14 protein-coding genes and 1 other RNA gene are annotated in these 15,942 nt (G+C 55.1%); 11 read left to right on the top strand and 4 right to left on the bottom strand.

All coding sequences use genetic code 11. The annotated features are described in order from the left end of the window. The first annotated feature begins 18 nt into the window (after positions 1 to 18). A complete protein-coding gene (locus AC2D8O_RS09325; RefSeq protein WP_484678546.1) occupies positions 19 to 1,749 on the top strand; it encodes a complex I subunit 4 family protein in 1,731 nt (576 codons plus the stop codon). 1 nt (position 1,750) lies between these two features. Continuing rightward, positions 1,751 to 3,271: an NADH-quinone oxidoreductase subunit N gene (locus tag AC2D8O_RS09320; protein ID WP_484678545.1), complete on the top strand. Its 1,521-nt coding sequence runs from the start codon at positions 1,751 to 1,753 to the stop codon at positions 3,269 to 3,271. A gap of 82 nt (positions 3,272 to 3,353) precedes the next feature. Here AC2D8O_RS09320 and fsa read toward each other — a convergent pair whose 3' ends face one another. Together fsa and ffs are read right to left on the bottom strand one after the other, a co-directional pair. Then, positions 3,354 to 4,013, bottom strand: a complete 660-nt coding sequence (fsa, locus tag AC2D8O_RS09315; RefSeq protein ID WP_484678544.1) for a fructose-6-phosphate aldolase — start codon at positions 4,011 to 4,013, stop codon at positions 3,354 to 3,356. Positions 4,014 to 4,044: 31 nt separating this feature from the next. Continuing rightward, an RNA gene (gene ffs / locus AC2D8O_RS09310) (signal recognition particle sRNA small type) lies at positions 4,045 to 4,142 on the bottom strand. Between the two features lie 76 nt (positions 4,143 to 4,218). Here ffs and AC2D8O_RS09305 point away from each other — a divergent pair. Genes AC2D8O_RS09305 through AC2D8O_RS09290 form a run of 4 tightly spaced genes read left to right on the top strand, consistent with a single transcriptional unit; the run spans position 4,219 to position 7,369 of the window. Then, positions 4,219 to 4,806: a hypothetical protein gene (locus AC2D8O_RS09305; RefSeq protein ID WP_484678543.1), complete on the top strand. Its 588-nt coding sequence runs from the start codon at positions 4,219 to 4,221 to the stop codon at positions 4,804 to 4,806. Next, complete coding sequence (gene recO, locus AC2D8O_RS09300; protein ID WP_484678542.1) at positions 4,803 to 5,522, top strand: DNA repair protein RecO; 720 nt, start codon at positions 4,803 to 4,805, stop codon at positions 5,520 to 5,522. The genes AC2D8O_RS09305 and recO overlap by 4 nt, the downstream gene beginning before the upstream one ends. 48 nt (positions 5,523 to 5,570) lie before the next feature. Further along, positions 5,571 to 6,299 (top strand): SIR2 family NAD-dependent protein deacylase, encoded by a 729-nt coding sequence (locus AC2D8O_RS09295; RefSeq protein WP_484678541.1) that lies wholly within the window; start codon positions 5,571 to 5,573, stop codon positions 6,297 to 6,299. Between the two features lie 35 nt (positions 6,300 to 6,334). Continuing rightward, positions 6,335 to 7,369 carry a fumarylacetoacetate hydrolase family protein gene (locus tag AC2D8O_RS09290; RefSeq protein WP_484678540.1) on the top strand — a complete coding sequence of 345 codons (1,035 nt, stop codon included), beginning with the start codon at positions 6,335 to 6,337 and terminating at the stop codon, positions 7,367 to 7,369. Positions 7,370 to 7,377: 8 nt separating this feature from the next. On the opposite strand, the gene selD is transcribed toward AC2D8O_RS09290, so the two are convergent. Then, on the bottom strand, positions 7,378 to 8,418 hold the full coding sequence (gene selD / locus AC2D8O_RS09285; RefSeq protein ID WP_484678539.1) for a selenide, water dikinase SelD: 1,041 nt from the start codon (positions 8,416 to 8,418) through the stop codon (positions 7,378 to 7,380). A 47-nt stretch (positions 8,419 to 8,465) separates the two neighbouring features. Here selD and AC2D8O_RS09280 point away from each other — a divergent pair, with 47 nt between their 5' ends. The 4 genes from AC2D8O_RS09280 (at position 8,466) to AC2D8O_RS09265 (ending at position 12,060) form a co-directional block, all read left to right on the top strand. Next, positions 8,466 to 8,825, top strand: a complete 360-nt coding sequence (locus AC2D8O_RS09280; RefSeq protein ID WP_484678538.1) for an MGMT family protein — start codon at positions 8,466 to 8,468, stop codon at positions 8,823 to 8,825. A gap of 83 nt (positions 8,826 to 8,908) precedes the next feature. Continuing rightward, a complete protein-coding gene (locus tag AC2D8O_RS09275) occupies positions 8,909 to 9,880 on the top strand; it encodes a PstS family phosphate ABC transporter substrate-binding protein (protein WP_484678537.1) in 972 nt (323 codons plus the stop codon). 64 nt (positions 9,881 to 9,944) lie between these two features. After that, positions 9,945 to 11,693, top strand: coding sequence for a tetratricopeptide repeat protein (locus AC2D8O_RS09270; RefSeq protein ID WP_484678536.1), 1,749 nt, complete (start codon positions 9,945 to 9,947; stop codon positions 11,691 to 11,693). Beyond that, a complete protein-coding gene (locus AC2D8O_RS09265; RefSeq protein WP_484678535.1) occupies positions 11,593 to 12,060 on the top strand; it encodes a DUF4286 family protein in 468 nt (155 codons plus the stop codon). The genes AC2D8O_RS09270 and AC2D8O_RS09265 overlap by 101 nt, the downstream gene beginning before the upstream one ends. Positions 12,061 to 12,070: 10 nt before the next feature. Here AC2D8O_RS09265 and ftcD read toward each other — a convergent pair whose 3' ends face one another. After that, positions 12,071 to 13,090, bottom strand: a complete 1,020-nt coding sequence (gene ftcD, locus AC2D8O_RS09260) for a glutamate formimidoyltransferase (protein ID WP_484678534.1) — start codon at positions 13,088 to 13,090, stop codon at positions 12,071 to 12,073. A 78-nt stretch (positions 13,091 to 13,168) separates the two neighbouring features. On the opposite strand from ftcD, the gene AC2D8O_RS09255 reads away from it, so the two are divergent. Continuing rightward, positions 13,169 to 15,910, top strand: a complete 2,742-nt coding sequence (locus tag AC2D8O_RS09255; protein ID WP_484678533.1) for a hypothetical protein — start codon at positions 13,169 to 13,171, stop codon at positions 15,908 to 15,910. Positions 15,911 to 15,942: the final 32 nt, after the last annotated feature.

Below are 15,942 nucleotides of genomic sequence, written 5' to 3'. Positions count from 1 at the left end.
CACCGAGGCTGACATTCTATGCCCACTTCGATACTTGCTCTGAGCATCCTCACCTTTCTGCCGGTTCCCTTCATGGTTGCGGTGCTGCTGCTGCCCGGGCGTTGGCAGAGTGCCAGCAGATGGTTTGTGCTGCTGGCCTCGTTTCTGCAACTGCTGGTATTGGGGGTGTACATCTGGCCCAACTGTTGCCCGGCGGGGCTGCCGGGGCAGGAGGGGCTGGGTGGCAATTACTATCTGCTGGAGTCGTACGACTGGTTTCAGCTGAATATGGGCCGCATGGGCGTGCTGAAGGTGGATTATGCACTGGGTGTTGACGGGCTGTCGCTGCTGATGATAGCGTTGACGCCCATCACGTTGCTGTTTGCAACGGTTGCCTCGTGGAATCTTGCTGAAGGACGGAAAGGATACTTCGCGCTGCTGTTGCTGCTGAATACCTCACTGGTGGGGTGTTTCCTGGCGCTGGACCTTTTCCTCTTCTACATTTTCTACGAACTGATGCTGCTGCCGATGTACTTCCTCATCGGTATCTGGGGTGGTGAGCGCCGGCAGTATGCAGCCATCAAGTTCTTCCTGTACACGCTGCTGGGCTCTGTGCTGATGCTACTGGTAATCATCGCATTGCACTTCAGCTATGTAGATCCCTACGGTACAGCTGTGATGATGCACATGGCAGAGAGCAGAGAGGCAGTGACGCCGGAAATATTGCAATCGGTATGGGAGGGGCTTAAAACCAATCGTCTGTTCCCGGAGCAGGAGGTGCACACCTTCAATCTGCTGTATCTGAGCAATCCGGCAAACGTGAAGATGCACAGTCTGTTCTCGAGCCTGGACTGGCGCCTGATCGGTTTCAGCCTGCTGTTCATTGCGTTTGCCATCAAGCTGCCGGTAGCGCCGCTGCACACCTGGCTGCCCGATGCCCACGTGGAGGCCAGCACGCCAATTTCGGTGATTCTGGCAGGCATACTGCTGAAAGTGGGTAGCTATGGCATTTTGCGGGTCTGCTACGGTATTTTCCCGGATGCAGCGGTGAGTCTGGCCGGTACGCTGGCCTGGCTTGGGGTTTTCTCCATTGTGTATGGGGCTTTTCTGGCACTGGCCCAAAAAGACCTCAAGCGGCTTGTTGCATACAGTTCGGTGTCGCACATGGGCTACGTGCTGCTGGGTATTGCCGCACTTGACGCGGCGTCCATTTCGGGTGCGGTGCTCCAGATGTTCAACCACGGTATTGTGTCCGGTATGCTGTTTATGCTGGTAGGTGTGCTGTACGATCGGGTGCACGACCGCCAGATTGCCCACTTCCAGGGGCTCTGGGCTAAAATGCCCGTCTACACGGCCTTTATGCTTTTTGGCTGTTTTGCAGGATTGGGCCTGCCAGCCATGAGTACGTTTGTCTCCGAGTTTCTGGTGTTCCTGGGGGCATTTGGTTCGGCTACCAAAGTGGGGCTGTTCTCGTGGGTGGCGGTTGCTGTAGGGCTCAGCGGCGTGTTTCTGTCGGCAGTGTATATGCTCTGGGCATTCCAGCGAATGTTCTTCGGCACTTATGCTGTGTACGGAGGCGAAACCTGGACGCCCAAGCTGACCGACCTGACTGCCCGTGAATGGGTACTGCTGGTGCCCTGTGTGGTGCTCATTCTGGTGCTGGGGCTGATGCCCTCGCTGGCGCTGGACCGCATTGGCGACTGGGCAGCGCATTTTTCGGCTACCACACTGGAGCAGGGGCGTGCGGTTATCACCCAACTGGGCAAGTAACATGCAGAAAGTGACGTTGCAGCATTATATATCCGGGGTTCCGGAATGGGCTTTGGCCCTTCTGCCAGAGCTGGGTATCTGTGCGCTGCTGGTGCTGGTGCTGCTTGTTGACTGGCTGATGCCTCGCTGGCGGCATAGGACGCTGGCCGTTGCGGTGCCTGTTGGCCTCATTGTTATACTGGCAATGCAGCTAAGCCAGCAGGTTGAGCGCAGCATGCAAAACCCTAAGCTGTTTGATGGCTTTCTGGTGCAGGCGCAGGCGACTTCTTTTCTGCGGCAACTGATTCTGCTGCTGTCGGTTCTGGTATCGGTTTTTGCGGGTGTGTATCGTCCCTTGCGAGAATTGGGTTTGCGCAAAACGGCTGGTGGGGGCACGGGTGAATTCTATTTTCTTCTGCTGACTACGGTGCTGGCGGCTATGCTGATGGTACAGGCCCGCAATCTGATTCTGCTGTTCATTCTGATGGAACTGCTGAGCCTGCCCTCCTATGTACTGGTAGGCTATTTCCGCAGGGGAATGGGCAGCGCCGAGGCATCGGTCAAGTACCTGCTGTTTGGCAGCGTCAGCAGTGGGCTGTTTCTGTATGGTCTTACGCTGCTGTATGGGCAAACGGGCACATTGGCTGTTGAGGCATTGGGAGAACTGAAACCGGGGTTGTCGTCGTGGGTTGCACTTTCTTTCGTGCTGGTGGGGATTGCCTTCAAGCTGTCGGCAGCGCCGCTGCATTTCTGGGCGCCTGATGCATACGAAGGCAGTGCAACGCCAGTGGCTGCACTGTTGGCGACGGTTAGTAAAGCGGCAGCTGTGGGCCTGCTGCTGGTGTTGGCCCCCGTCGTATATCACGTTATGCCTTTCTGGATGGTGGCAATGGCTGCGCTGGCCTTAGCCAGTCTGGTGATAGGCACTTTCGGGGCTTTGCAGCAGAACAACTACAAGCGCCTGTTGGCGTACAGCGGAGTCTCGCAGATGGGTTTTCTACTGTTGGGCTTTGTTACTTCCAGCGTCATGGGTTGGGCGGCGGCACTGGCCTATCTGCTGATGTACACGCTGGTGACAGTGGGGCTGTTTCTGGCTGCACAACTATTGGCTGAAGCTGCCGGCAGTGCCGACATCCAACAGTGGAAGGGGTTGGCCAAACGCCACCCACTGCTATCTGTGGCGATAACGGTTTTGCTGGTGGCATCAGTAGGGTTGCCGCCTACATTTGGGTTCATTGCCAAGCTGAACGTTTTTCTTTCCCTTTACGAAGGCATTCAGGCTGGCGGGCCTGCGCTGTTCCTTGTGTTACTGGTGGCGGGGTTGCTGGCTACAGTAGTATCGCTGTATTTCTACCTGCGCCCGATTGCCGTCCTGTTCTTTCAAGAGCCAGAGACTTCGGGCAACTGGCGCAGCCTATCCGCGCCGGGTCATCAGCTGCAATATGTGCTGACAGTCTTGTTGGCTGGGGTATTATTGGTATTGGGGGTGTATGGCTTTGATGTAGTGCTCAATACCTTACGTGCTGTGGTGGATACCAGATAGCACAAGCTGAACGCAGATGCCTAGAAGAAATAAAAAAGGGGCGCTTACGCGTCCCTTTTCTGTGTTTCTGAAGGCTGGAGCCTTACTTGGCGAGCGCGGCCTTTGCCTTGTCGTGATCGGCGAGGAACTGAGCCAGGCCTTTATCTGTGAGCGGGTGGTTGAACAGGCCCATCAATACATTGTGGGGCATGGTTACCACGTCGGCACCGGCTTCAGCGCACTGAACGATATGGGCAGTGTGGCGCAGCGATGCCGCCAGGATTTCGCAGGCGAAATCGTAGTTGTCAAAGATGGTGCGGATGCTGTCAATCAGCTCCATGCCGTCATGGCCGATATCGTCCAGGCGGCCCACAAAGGGACTGACGTAGGTAGCGCCAGCCTTGGCAGCGATAAGTGCCTGCGCAGGGCTGAAGATGAGCGTGCAGTTGATGCGGATGCCTTCTTCCGAAAGGGTTTTGATGGCTTTGACGCCGTCCTTGATGAAGGGAATTTTGACGACGATGTTCTCGTGTATGGCAGCGAGGTCGCGGCCTTCTTCCACCATTGCGCCATACTCGGTGGCAATTACTTCGGCAGATACATCCCCGTCGACAATGTCACAGATGGCGGCGTAATGTGCACGGACATCGCGTACACCTTCTTTTGCCATCAGTGAGGGGTTGGTCGTTACCCCATCAAGCACTCCGAGAGAGGCTGCCTCACGGATTTGTTCGAGGTTGGCTGTATCTATGAAGAACTTCATAATCAACGAGTTGCGAAAAAGTCCGGGCAATAAAAAAGCAAGGACTGTATCGCGCCGATCAACTTTCGACCACTGCTTCCTTCCGGACCTGATGGAGTTAAAAAGGATCTGGCCGTACAGCCTTGCTGGTGCAAAGATAGAAGGAAGTTTTCTGGGTTGCAAGCAGGCGCGAATTTCTTCTGAAAAAGTCGCGTTCTTTGCAGTGATGACCGTACGCACGCTTCTCTATCTGCGCAGCGCCAACCTGTCGGACCGGCTGTTCATGCGCGACCTGTTTGCCAACGCACCCGCTTTGGGGGATGCGCTGCTTGTTGTACACGATGGGCCTTCGCAGCCCGAACAGGCGGCTTTTGTAGGGCGGCGGGTGAGCGCCAACCTAAGCGAGGCGATGGTGGCCAACGCTGCCTTTGGCGCCCACCAGCGCAACATGGTGGTACAAACCAGCCAGGGCTTGTTTGTAGATACCCAGAAGATAGACGGGCATTTTGCCACGCTGGGCTGTGTGGTGCTTAGCCCTTCGGTGGCAGTGCCAGGCAGCACCGAGCTGGCTGTAGAGGGTATTGTGCTTTTTGGCGCGTTGCGGGCGGCCTACCCGGAAGCCCGGGTGGTACTGTGCCCGGATAATCCACTTTCGCCTGTAGGCGCCAATGGCCAACTGGTGACAGCAGAGAATGTGCAGAAGCTGTTGGAAGCCTATGCCGAAGAGGCCGCAGTGCTGAAACTGGCTTCGGAAGGTGCTGGTGCCTGGGTGGTATCTCCCAACGGCTTCGGCAAGCTGAAGATGATGGCATGATACAGAAGGCTGAGTGTCTGGTACTCAGGGTACTGAAGTATCAGGATAGCAGCCTGATTGTCAAACTGTATACCCGGGAGTTTGGGGTGCGCGACTTTATTGTCAAAGGCGCACGCAGCACAAAAGGCAAGCTGAAGACCAGTTATTTCCAGCCGTTGCATCATTTGGACGTTCTGTTCTATGAGAAACAGGGCCGCGACCTGCAGACGCTGACAGAGGCTGCTTTCAGGAGTTATTACACAGAACTGACGCAGCACCCAGTGAAGATGGTGTATGGTCTGCTGTTGGCAGAGGTATTCACCTGCTCATTGCTGGAGCCTGAACCCAATCCGCAGCTGTTTGATTTTCTGCTGGATGAATTGCAGGCGATGGATAAGGCTCCAACAGGGCTTTTCGGAATGTGTTGCCATTGCTTGCTGCACCTCTCGGGGCATCTCGGCTTTCTTCCACACGTGACTGACGACAGCCGAGGGGCGCTACACTTTGATCCACAGACAGGCATTGTGGAGCCAGTCGCATTCCGGGTAGATCAGACAGGACGATTTATTTCCGAGCTTCTGACAAGTGATGTGCTGGCCGCCTCGCAACTGGCATTGCCGGGGGCAGAGCGCCGAACCGCACTGGCACAGATTCTTCGCTTTTACGCATTTCATGTGGATGGCTTCCGGCAACCACTGTCGCTTTCGGTCTTTGAGCAGGTTTTTCAGGACGCTTAGTTGTTTTTGGCTATATATTGACAGTGAAACCGACAACTAAATGATTGCATGTCTGCTGAATTCACGCCCAAACTCACTGGCAAACCCATTGTAGTGGTGCTTTCGGGGGCTGGCATCAGCGCCGAGAGTGGAATAAAAACCTTCCGCGATGCCAATGGTCTGTGGGAGGAGCACGATATCATGACAGTGGCGTCTATCGAAGGATGGTACCGCAACCCAGATCTGGTTCTGGAATTCTACAATCAGCGCCGTGCCCAGGCTGCTGAAGTAAAGCCCAATGCGGGGCATCGGGCGTTGGTAGCACTGGAGGAGAAGTACGATGTGCTGGTTATAACCCAGAACGTCGACGACCTTCATGAGCAGGCAGGCAGCACGAATGTGTTGCATCTGCATGGCATTTTGCGAACAGTACGCAGCAGCGCTCATCCTGAACTGGTCTACGACATAGGCGCAAAGCCCATCAAAAAGGGAGATCTGTGTGAGAAAGGTTTTCAGCTTCGGCCCAACATTGTCTGGTTTGGAGAAGACGTTCCGATGTATCCTGTTGCGGCCCAGCTTACGGCATTGGCGGAAGCTTTCATTGTGGTAGGAACTTCTCTGGCGGTGTATCCTGCCGCCGGGTTGCTGGACTATGCGCCGCTGGAGGCCGCCAAGTATATAGTGGATCCCAACATTCCGAATGTGGGTGCTCTGCCCAGGCTTGAAAAGATTGCCCGGACAGCTACCGAGGGACTGCCTTTGCTGGCGGAGCGCCTGCTGCGCGATGGCCTCGCCTGAGGCGGCGTTTGCAGCTTTGTTCTATTTTCGCGGTAATGAAGTTCGTCTCCTTCCTAGATACAGAAGGCCAGCACAGCATTGGCCTGTTTCACAATAATCAGGTGCTGCACCTGCATAAGGTAGTGGCCTCGTTGGGCAAGGCCCTGCCACAGACTATGGAGCAGGTAATTCATGAGCAGGATATCTTTCTGCCACTGCTGCGCCAGCTGGATACCGACTTCAAGCGGGGCGATTACCAGGAGCATGCTGTAGCCTACAGCGGCCTGAAGATATTGCCGCCCATTCAGCGGCCTGCTTCCTGCCGCGATGCCTATGCCTTCCGCCAGCACGTAGAGGCTGCCCGCCGTAACCGGAATGTGCCCATGATTCCGGAGTTTGACCAATACCCGATTTTTTACTTCACGAATCACCACTCCATCATCGGACCGGGTGAAGTGAAGTGCATGCCGGACCACTTCGACAAGCTGGACTTTGAGCTGGAAGCTGCGGTAGTGGTGGGCCGGCAGGGCCGCAACATCACTGCTGCCCAGGCTGAAGACTACATTTTCGGCTACACCATCCTGAACGATTGGAGCGCACGAACCCTGCAGATGGAAGAAATGCTCCTGAATCTCGGGCCAGCCAAGGGTAAAGACTTCGCCAATGCCATCGGGCCCATGCTGGTGACTCCGGACGAATTGGAGCCGTTCCGTGTGGCCCCTCCAGCTGGCCATACTGGCGCCCGCTACAATCTTGAAATGGTGTGCAGAGTTAACGGGAAAGAGGTTTCCAGAGGTAACATGGCCCAGATGGACTGGACTTTCGCTGAGATACTGGAGCGTTGTGCCTACGGGGCAGATATCTTCCCCACAGACCTCATTGGCTCCGGTACAGTGGGTACCGGCTGTCTGCTGGAATTGAATGGCACTGGCAAGCGTCTGGATGCCAACTATCAGCCCTGGTGGATTCAGGCAGGGGATGTGGTAGAACTGGAAATAGACCAGATGGGTGTGCTATCCAATACAGTTGTGCAAGAGAAGAGCGATCTAAGCCTGCTGAAGCTGAAGCACCCTGCACAACCTGCGGAGTAACAGAGAGGTCAGCCTTCGGTAATTACCTTGCCGGTGCCTTCAGACAGCCTGCCAATGATGGTGGGTTGAACGTCTGGGTGCATTTCGCGCAGGGTCGCTATCACTTTCTCTGCCATGTCAGGGGCTATCGATACCAGAAGGCCGCCATTGGTCTGTGGGTCGCAAAGCATATACAGTTCTTCCTTGCTGCGGAGTGTCAACTGGCTGCCATAGCTTTTGAAGTTGCGCATGGTGCCATCGGAGTAGATGTCGGCGCTGGCATAGGCAAGGGCGTCGGGCAGCAATGGTAGCGCTGGCCAGGATATATGTGCATCCATGGCAGTGCCGATCATTTCCAGGAGGTGGCCAGCCAGACCAAAGCCAGTGACGTCGGTCATAGCGTGTACGGCTTCCATCTGCCCAAGTGTTGCCCCGCATACGTTGATGCGCTTCATGGCAGCGGTGGCAGCTGCAATTGCTTCTGAGCTGGCCTTTTCGCGCTTCAGGGCTGTCGAGATGAGGCCAGTTCCCACTGGTTTGGTCAGAAGCAGCAAATCTCCAGGACGGCCGGTATCATTCCGCTTTAGATTCTCTCTGGTAAGTGTGCCCGTTACTGCCAGACCGAAAAACGGTTCAGGGCTGTCAATGCTATGTCCGCCAGCCAAGGGGATATGTATTTCATCACAGGCAGAGCGGCCGCCTTCCATCACCAATGCGCCAATATCGGGCGCCAGTGTTTCCACTGGCCATCCCAGAATAGCGATAGCCATGACTGGCTTGCCTCCCATCGCGTAGACGTCAGACAGAGCATTCGCTGCGGCGATTCGCCCAAAGTCAAACGGATCGTCAACAATGGGAGTGAAGAAATCGGTAGTGGAGACGAGCATGAGTCCTCCACCAAGGTGGTAAACCGCAGCGTCGTCACGGGTGCCATGTCCTACCACCAAACGAGGATCTGGTGAAACTGCGGGCAGTTTTTCCAGTATCTGTTGCAGCACTGCAGGAGCGATTTTGCAGCCACAGCCAGCACCGCGGCTGAATTGTGTAAGTCGGATAGTAGATTCAGGCATACCGAATGCAAGGTACAAAGGCAACGAGAAGCCAGCTACTTTGCAACATGGCAACAAGGGCAGAGCGTTTCAATCGGGCGGAGTTTTATGAGCGGGTATACGATATCGTTAGAGCGATACCACTTGGGCGCGTCACTACCTATGGAGCAATTGCCAGGTGCCTGGGTGCCAGAGGCAGTGCCCGAATGGTTGGATATGCCCTGCATGGGGCGGCAACCGCAGGAATGATTCCAGCGCACCGTGTGGTAAACAGGATTGGGCTGCTGACGGGGGCACCTGCGTTTGGGGGTAAAGATGTGATGGCCAATTTTTTACGGTCAGAAGGCGTTACAGTGGAAGACAATCGCGTGCAGGATTTTGCAAATCTCTTCTGGGATCCGTCTACGGGGTTGTCCGATACTTTTTGAGAGGCTGTCCCAATTTGGTACCAGTGTTTCTGGGCATTTTCCCGAAGAATCGATAGGTTTGCATAAAGCCCTTACTTCCCAGCATGCAATTCTTACCCGTTGTTCGTAATGGTTTGATTGCCATTGCTTTTTCGGCTGCTGTGCTGGCATGCACAGAAACCGGAAAGGATGGCAAACCACTGGACACCGTCAAAACGGGGCACATTCACATTGCCGTAGACCCTGCTATGCAGCCGGTGATGGAGTCGGAAGTGATGGTGTTCGAAAAGCTTTTCACGGGAGCCAAGATTGATGCGCATTACGTTTCGGACGCCGAAGCCATGAATCTGCTTTTCTCCGACAGCGTTCGGTTGGTGGTGGTTCCTCGTCAGCTTTCCGACGCAGAAAAAGCAGAGTTTGAGAAGCTTACCATCCGGCCCCGAACTACCCTGATAGCATACGATGCCATTGCGGTAATTAGGCACCCCTCGCGCAAGGATTCGACGCTGACTTATCAGCAATTGGAGGCACTGATTGCCGGAACCACTACTACATGGGGGCAATTGAATGGCGACAAACGGCAGCTGCGCGACAGCATCCGCCTCGTCGTAGACGATCCGGGATCCAGCACGGTTCGGTTTCTGTTGGATAGTCTTACTCAGGGTAAGTCTACCCTTGGTGCCCGCATGTTCAATGCAGGGGGTAACGCTCAGGTGATTGACTATGTGTCCAAAAATAAGGACGCTATTGGCTTCATCCCTCTTGCCTGGATCAGCGACCGTAATGACACCACTGCCAACACTTTCCTCTCTGTCATTCGTGTGATGGAGATCAGCGACAAAGACGGCAAAGTCTTTGTTGGTCCTTATGCAGCCTACTTTGCTAAAAGTGCAAAGTCACGATATCCGATGATGCGCCGAGTATACATTCATTCACGCGAAGCCAGAGTAGGTCTTGGAACGGGCTTTATGGCTTTTGTGGCTGGCGATTCGGGCCAACGCATCATATTGAAGGCTGATCTGCTCCCTGGCCAGGGCTACATCCGGTTGGTGGAAATGCAGAAACAGCCGCTCTGAATTAAACCCTGGTTCCTTATTTTTGTCAATTCACTGCAACAGCAGGCTTAACAAACTCCACAAGATGAACATCTTCCGCATTTGGCTCCGGACCGTGCAAACGGGCACCGTTGTGGCGATGGTAGGTGCAATGGCGCTTCAGGCGTTTGCACAGGACCTTCCTCAGGCCATTCGCAAAATCCAGAATCAGGAATACACTGCTGCCCGGCAGGACCTGGCAGCCCTTCTGGAGAAGTCGCGCAAGCCTGAGATGTATTATTACTATGGCCTGTCTTACCTTCAGGAAGCTGAACAGGAAGAAGACAAGGCAGTAAGTGCGGGTAAGATTGAAGAATCAAAGAAATGGTTCGAGCAGGGCATAGAGCGGAGCGCCAAGTTTGCGCTCAACTATGCGGGTTTGGGGCGCTATTATGTGCTTACTGGCAACAATGCCCAGGCCAAAGTGAACCTTGAGAAAGCCCTCTCGCTACAAAGCGAAGATGTTGGCACCCTGATGGAGCTTGCGGAATCGTGGCTGCTGATGGGCCGCGAAGGTCTTGACCAAGCTACGCTGCTCCTCAAGAAGGCCGAAGTGATCGACGGCAACAACCCTCGCATTCACCTGCTCCTGGGCGAAACCTGGTTTACGCAGAACGTAGAAGAACTGCCTTTGGCGGAGTACAAGCGTGCTCTTGAGCTTGATCCCAAGAGCGTAGAAGCGCTGTACCGCATGGGCCAGTACTATGTAAAATACAAGCAATGGCAGCAAGGTGGCGAAGCCCTGATGCAGGCTATTCAAATGGACAACAGCTTTGCCCCTGCCTACCAAGAGCTTGGCGAGCTGTATTTCCGGGCCAAGAAGTATCCCGAAGCACGCGAATACTACCGCAAGTACGTTACCCTGCGTGAAGCCGCTGCTGGTGGCGCCAAAGACATCTCTGCCCGCTACCGCTACGCACAGTTTCTCTATCTCTCCAAGGACTACAAAGCCGCCGTTGAAGAGATCAACCTTGTGATGAAGGAAAGCCCAAGCAATGTGCTGCTGCGCCTGCTGGTATATTCCAACTTCGAGATGGGGAACGTTGCTGATGCGAAAGCCGCACAGCAGAAATACTTCGCCAGCATCAGCCCTAAGTATCTCATCGCGCGAGACTACGAGTACCGTGGCAAGATTGCCATCAAGGAAGGCCGCGTACAGGAAGGTATAGCCGATGTGCTGAAAGCGATTGAGATGGACAACTCGCTGACGCCTCTGTATCAAGAAGTGGTAACGCTGCTGACCCGTGAGAAGCGCTACCTTGATGCAGTTGCCCTGCAACGCCGAGCTGTAGCTAACGACCCCTCGGTCAACACCTACTACACACTGGCCTCGCTGTTCTACAAGTTTGTGTTCCCAGCAAAAATGAAGGCCTACGCACCTACTGGTGATCGCTCAAAGCTGACTGCTGAAATGAAGGACACGCTGAAAACGATCCTCATGAGCGCTGACTCGGCCTACCGTGCTGCTGATGCCAAGCGTCCCAACTTCCTCCCGATCGTAGCCGACCTGGCCCGGGTGAATGCAGAAATTGACCCTGAGACCGAACTGGGCCTCGCCAAGCCTTTTTACGAGAAAGTGATTGAACTGGCATCTGCCGACCCTGTTAAGAACAAGGAAGTACTGGTGGAAGCCAATTTCTACCTTGCTTACTTCAACTTTAATGTGGTGAAGGACAACAAGAAAGCATTTGAGTATGTACAGAAGGTGCTTCAGATTGACCCCGAGTATCAACGGGGTAAAGAGCTGGGCAACTACTTGCAGAAACTCGGCACGGGCTCTACCGGCAACCGATAAGATTCGGGCATTCCGTATACTTGAAGGCAGCTTTCGGGCTGCCTTTTTTATGCCAATTGTTTACTCAGTTACAGTAATGCTGCCCGTTGCTATGGCAGCAGAATGGGCCACCTGGATGCGGACCGTTCACATACCGGAGGTAATGGCCACGGGATGTTTTCTGGAAGCACGTTTTACACATCTGCTGCAGCCAGTGGAAGACCCTTCGATGCAGACCTACAATACGCAGTACACGTGTGCCACAATGGCGGATTATGAGCGTTATCGTAATCAATTTGCGCCGGCGCTGCAGCAAAAAACACGTGATCGCTATGGTGAGCAGCTGACCGCCTTTCGCACCTTGCTGGAGCAGCTGCCGCTTCTTTAGAGCCGGAGGGTTAATCTCGGTCGAGCAGGTACTCGATGATGCGCTCCTCGGGCACAAAGGGCTTTACATCACTGAGCCCCAACGAACGGCAGGCAATGAAGATGGCCTGACGCTCGGTTACATCGGGACTCTGCCCTTGACGTTGAAGATAATGCCTGCCCGCCTGTACCAACACGTGTTTGGGCAGTAGGCCAATTACCTCGGAACCTGTGACGCGCAACCCTCTGCGCTGGGCAGCGCGGTCTACTGCGTCAAAAGCAATGTGAAGTGGTGTCTGATGCAGGTTGGTCAGGTTCATTGACACCTGCGTAACGCCATATTCTTCAATGAACCATCCAATAGCCCGCACAGATGGCAAAGCGCCTGGTACGCGGTGAGTGTAGCCATCGGTGTCAGTGAATGTGCGGCCGCTTTCGCGTACCTCGGCTGCGATGGAACGGGCCAGCCGAAGGTCGGTGGAGTTCAGGTTGACATTAAATGCACCCAAAAAGTCACGGGCGCCAATTACGGTGGCCCCACTCTGCGCATTGAAATCGACAGGGCCATAGTCCGGTTTCCAGTCAGGATGTTTCAGCTTTTCGGGCAGCCCTTCATACTCGCCCATGCGAATGTCGGCCAGTAGTCGGCGGGCAGGAGTAGCGGCTGCATTTTCGTAGAGATAGACAGGTATGCCCAGCTCCCGGCCAACACGTTCGCCCAGTTCCTGGGCCAATACCACTGTCTCGCTCATGGTGATTCCACTTACCGGTACCAGCGGACACACATCAGTAGCGCCAATGCGTGGATGTGTGCCTTTGTGTTGGCGCATGTCAATTCGTTGGGCTGCAACTCGCATGGCCTGAAAGGCGGCTTCGATAACTGCTTCCGGTTCGCCAGCAAATGTGAATACGGTGCGATTGGCGCCCTTGCCAGGGTCTATATTCAGCAACTTCACATCTGGCACAGCTGATATGGCAGTCGCTAGGGCTTTGAGGGTCTGTTCGTTGGTGCCTTCACTGAAATTGGGCACACATTCCAGAATGCGTTTCATAGCGAGTATATGGGTATGTAAAACTAGCAGCATTGGGAGTTGGTGGGCAGCAAAGTGGGGTGCATCTTTGCAGCGCCCATGTCTGGATTGAACCATAAGCTGTGGCTGACCGCCTTTCTGTTGTGTTTATGCCTGCCTGTCTGGCTGTATCCACAGGCCCCCAGTGCTCCTGTGCAGACCCTGCATCGGGTGTATGCGGCCAGCAAGGCGATTTTTTCAGAACCCCGCACTGCACCCGATAACCGTGGCGGTGCGTTTATTGTGTTCAGGGCGACACAGAGCGGAGATGATTTTGCAACGCTGAAGGCTCAAAAGGTATCGGCTCAGGGGGTGTTGGAATGGGTTGTAGAAGGGGTATCTGTGAGCACCAAGGCCTCGGCTCAGCTGAACCATGAAGTGGTGGCTGACGGGCAGGGAGGCTGCTTTGTGGTATGGGAAGATTTGCGAGATGGCAAGCCGCGGGTTTTTGCGCAGCACTTGTCGGCCGATGGGAAGCGCATTTGGGCATCAGAGGGAGTGCCAGTAACCGTTCAGAGCCGGGTGCAGACAAAGCCTACGCTAGCAACCGACTATGTTGGAGGGATTTACATAGCGTGGGAAGAAGAAAATACCGTGCTGAAAGAACGAGATATCTTTTGCCAGCGCATGAACTCGGCCGGGGTGTATCAGTTCTCTCCTACAGGTGTGCCGGTGGTGACTGGTCAGGGCGTCCAGCAGAATCCACAAATCGCATCTACGCCCTCACAGGGGCTGCTGGTGTTATGGGAAGACTTTCGCAGTGGCAAACGCTGGGAACTCTTTGCCCAGCAGTTGGCTTTGGATGGGCGCCAGGTATGGGCCAATGGCGGCGTGGCCCTGACGCCTCCGCGCAATCTGGCGCAACGATACCCCTCCATCTTCAGTGATGGTTTTGGGGGAATGATCTGCGTGTACGAGGCGCTGGGCGGCTTGAACATCGACAAGGACCTGTACGTACTGAGGGTAAGCAAGGCAGGGAAAATCGTTTACCAGAAGCCTATCTGTGCCATTTACAGCGATCAGACCCGTCCCAAAGTATTGAAACGCGGTTCAGATGCCTGGGTAGTTTGGGAGGATTACAGGAATGGCAATGCAGATATCTTTTTTCAGCGTTTTGACCTGAACACTGGAGAAGTGGCTTACGAGCTGGATGGCCGTGCAGCCTGTGTTGCTCCCGGAGACCAACTGTCACCTCGGATCACATTTTCTTCGCTTGTGGGGGAGCCAGTTATCGCGTGGGAAGACCGGCGCGAACCAACGCGCGCCTTGCACGCACAGAAGCTGGACGAACAGGGCCGTACCCGTTGGGTTTCATCCGGACTGAAAATTGCCAGTAACCTGCCGTTGGGGCTCGACTTTGACCTTGTGGGTGATGAGCGTGGCGGTGTCTGGCTGGCCTGGATAGAAACCGCAGAACAGCAGGGGCTACCCCGCGCCCGACATGTATTGTCCGATGGGGCCATGCTACCCCCAGACCAAGGAGTTGCGTTACAGGCGCCCTCCATTCAGCATTATGCCAAGGTTGAGCACCCGGTGGTAGCCCAAGGCTTTGCCCGTGACGCATTTGTAGCCTGGGAAGACTATCGGGCTGGGGAAAAGGATTCCGATATCTTTTTGCAGCGGTTGGATGCAACGGGGCGGCCATTGTGGCGTACCAGTGGTATTCCAGTGGGGGCTGCCGCTGGTAGCCGGCAGTCGCTGCCAGTATTATTGGCGGTACCCGGTGGGGTATATGTTGGATGGATAGACCGTCGCAACAATGATGACAACCTTTACATGCAGTTTGTCGATACGTCAGGGAAGCTCAAATGGCGTGCCGACGGACTGGCAGTTTGCCTGGCTCCCCGCTCCCAAAACAGCCTGCGCCTGGTTCGCATAGGGCAGGGGAATGATGTGCTGGCGGTGTGGGCCGATGGGCGGGATTTTCTCCGCAATGGCTTTGACCTGTATTGTCAACGGTTGTCGGCAACAGGTGTACAGTCGTTTCAGCAGGACGGAAAGCTATTGGCCGGCGGGAGCGGATTTCAGACGTCGCCACAGGTAACCACAGACCGTGCAGGTGGGGCCTGGGTTGCGTGGATGGACGAACAGGGCGGGCGCTACAACATACAGTACCTGAAGCTGGATGGTAACTTTGGCCCTGCGACAGGTGCAGTGATGGGCACTCCGCTTGCCCGCTCTGGCGAGATGCAACGATATCCGGAGGTGGCTTCTTCAAATGTAGGGGCCTTGTTCACGGTCTGGACGCAATCACCTGCCAATACGGAACATTCGCTGCTGAATCTGCAGGCAGTTGGGCGCTTGGGTAGTTTGTTGCGCGCGGGAGGCAGTCTGCCCGTGAGCCCAACCGCTTCAGGCTCTCAGGACAATCCCAGGATTCTGTCTGCGGGGGCTCATTTTGCAATTACCTGGCTTGACTCACGCCAGGCGCCAGCAGGAACACGCGACCTGTATCTGCAGTTTGTTACACCCGAGGGGCAGGGTCTTTGGGGAGAGATGGGTCAAAGTATTGGCCGGCTTTTGCCAGAGAACAGCCAATACTCCATCTGTTGGCACGACCAGCAACAGCGGCTCTATGCGGTTTGGCAGGAGGGCGGCAGCAGTACCAGCCGTAAGCTTACCATGGCAAGTGCCTCTCCGGCCACACGCCAGCCAGGGTGGTTGGGCCCACCCGTACCCGATTCCGCCCCAGAACAGGCACACCCGCAGGTGTTTCTGCTGGCAGGGCGACCCGCACTTATCTGGGTCGATGCCAATGCCAAGCAGAAAGAGGCTGCCTTGCGGTTCCGTTTCCTAGATTGATTTCTGGCCCGTACTTTGCATCACTAACCTGC

This window comes from Pontibacter sp. T17 (assembly GCF_057219875.1).
This window is presented reverse-complemented; position numbering and strand designations above follow the sequence as displayed.

Excerpts from the sequence above, each read along its gene's own strand:
- AC2D8O_RS09325 (WP_484678546.1), top strand. The coding sequence starts at position 19 with ATGCCCACTTCGATACTTGCTCTGAGCATCCTCACCTTTCTGCCGGTT.
- AC2D8O_RS09320 (WP_484678545.1), top strand. The coding sequence starts at position 1,751 with ATGCAGAAAGTGACGTTGCAGCATTATATATCCGGGGTTCCGGAATGG.
- fsa (WP_484678544.1), bottom strand. The coding sequence starts at position 4,013 with ATGAAGTTCTTCATAGATACAGCCAACCTCGAACAAATCCGTGAGGCA.
- AC2D8O_RS09305 (WP_484678543.1), top strand. The coding sequence starts at position 4,219 with ATGACCGTACGCACGCTTCTCTATCTGCGCAGCGCCAACCTGTCGGAC.
- recO (WP_484678542.1), top strand. The coding sequence starts at position 4,803 with ATGATACAGAAGGCTGAGTGTCTGGTACTCAGGGTACTGAAGTATCAG.
- AC2D8O_RS09295 (WP_484678541.1), top strand. The coding sequence starts at position 5,571 with ATGTCTGCTGAATTCACGCCCAAACTCACTGGCAAACCCATTGTAGTG.
- AC2D8O_RS09290 (WP_484678540.1), top strand. The coding sequence starts at position 6,335 with ATGAAGTTCGTCTCCTTCCTAGATACAGAAGGCCAGCACAGCATTGGC.
- selD (WP_484678539.1), bottom strand. The coding sequence starts at position 8,418 with ATGCCTGAATCTACTATCCGACTTACACAATTCAGCCGCGGTGCTGGC.
- AC2D8O_RS09280 (WP_484678538.1), top strand. The coding sequence starts at position 8,466 with ATGGCAACAAGGGCAGAGCGTTTCAATCGGGCGGAGTTTTATGAGCGG.
- AC2D8O_RS09275 (WP_484678537.1), top strand. The coding sequence starts at position 8,909 with ATGCAATTCTTACCCGTTGTTCGTAATGGTTTGATTGCCATTGCTTTT.
- AC2D8O_RS09270 (WP_484678536.1), top strand. The coding sequence starts at position 9,945 with ATGAACATCTTCCGCATTTGGCTCCGGACCGTGCAAACGGGCACCGTT.
- AC2D8O_RS09265 (WP_484678535.1), top strand. The coding sequence starts at position 11,593 with ATGTACAGAAGGTGCTTCAGATTGACCCCGAGTATCAACGGGGTAAAG.
- ftcD (WP_484678534.1), bottom strand. The coding sequence starts at position 13,090 with ATGAAACGCATTCTGGAATGTGTGCCCAATTTCAGTGAAGGCACCAAC.
- AC2D8O_RS09255 (WP_484678533.1), top strand. The coding sequence starts at position 13,169 with ATGTCTGGATTGAACCATAAGCTGTGGCTGACCGCCTTTCTGTTGTGT.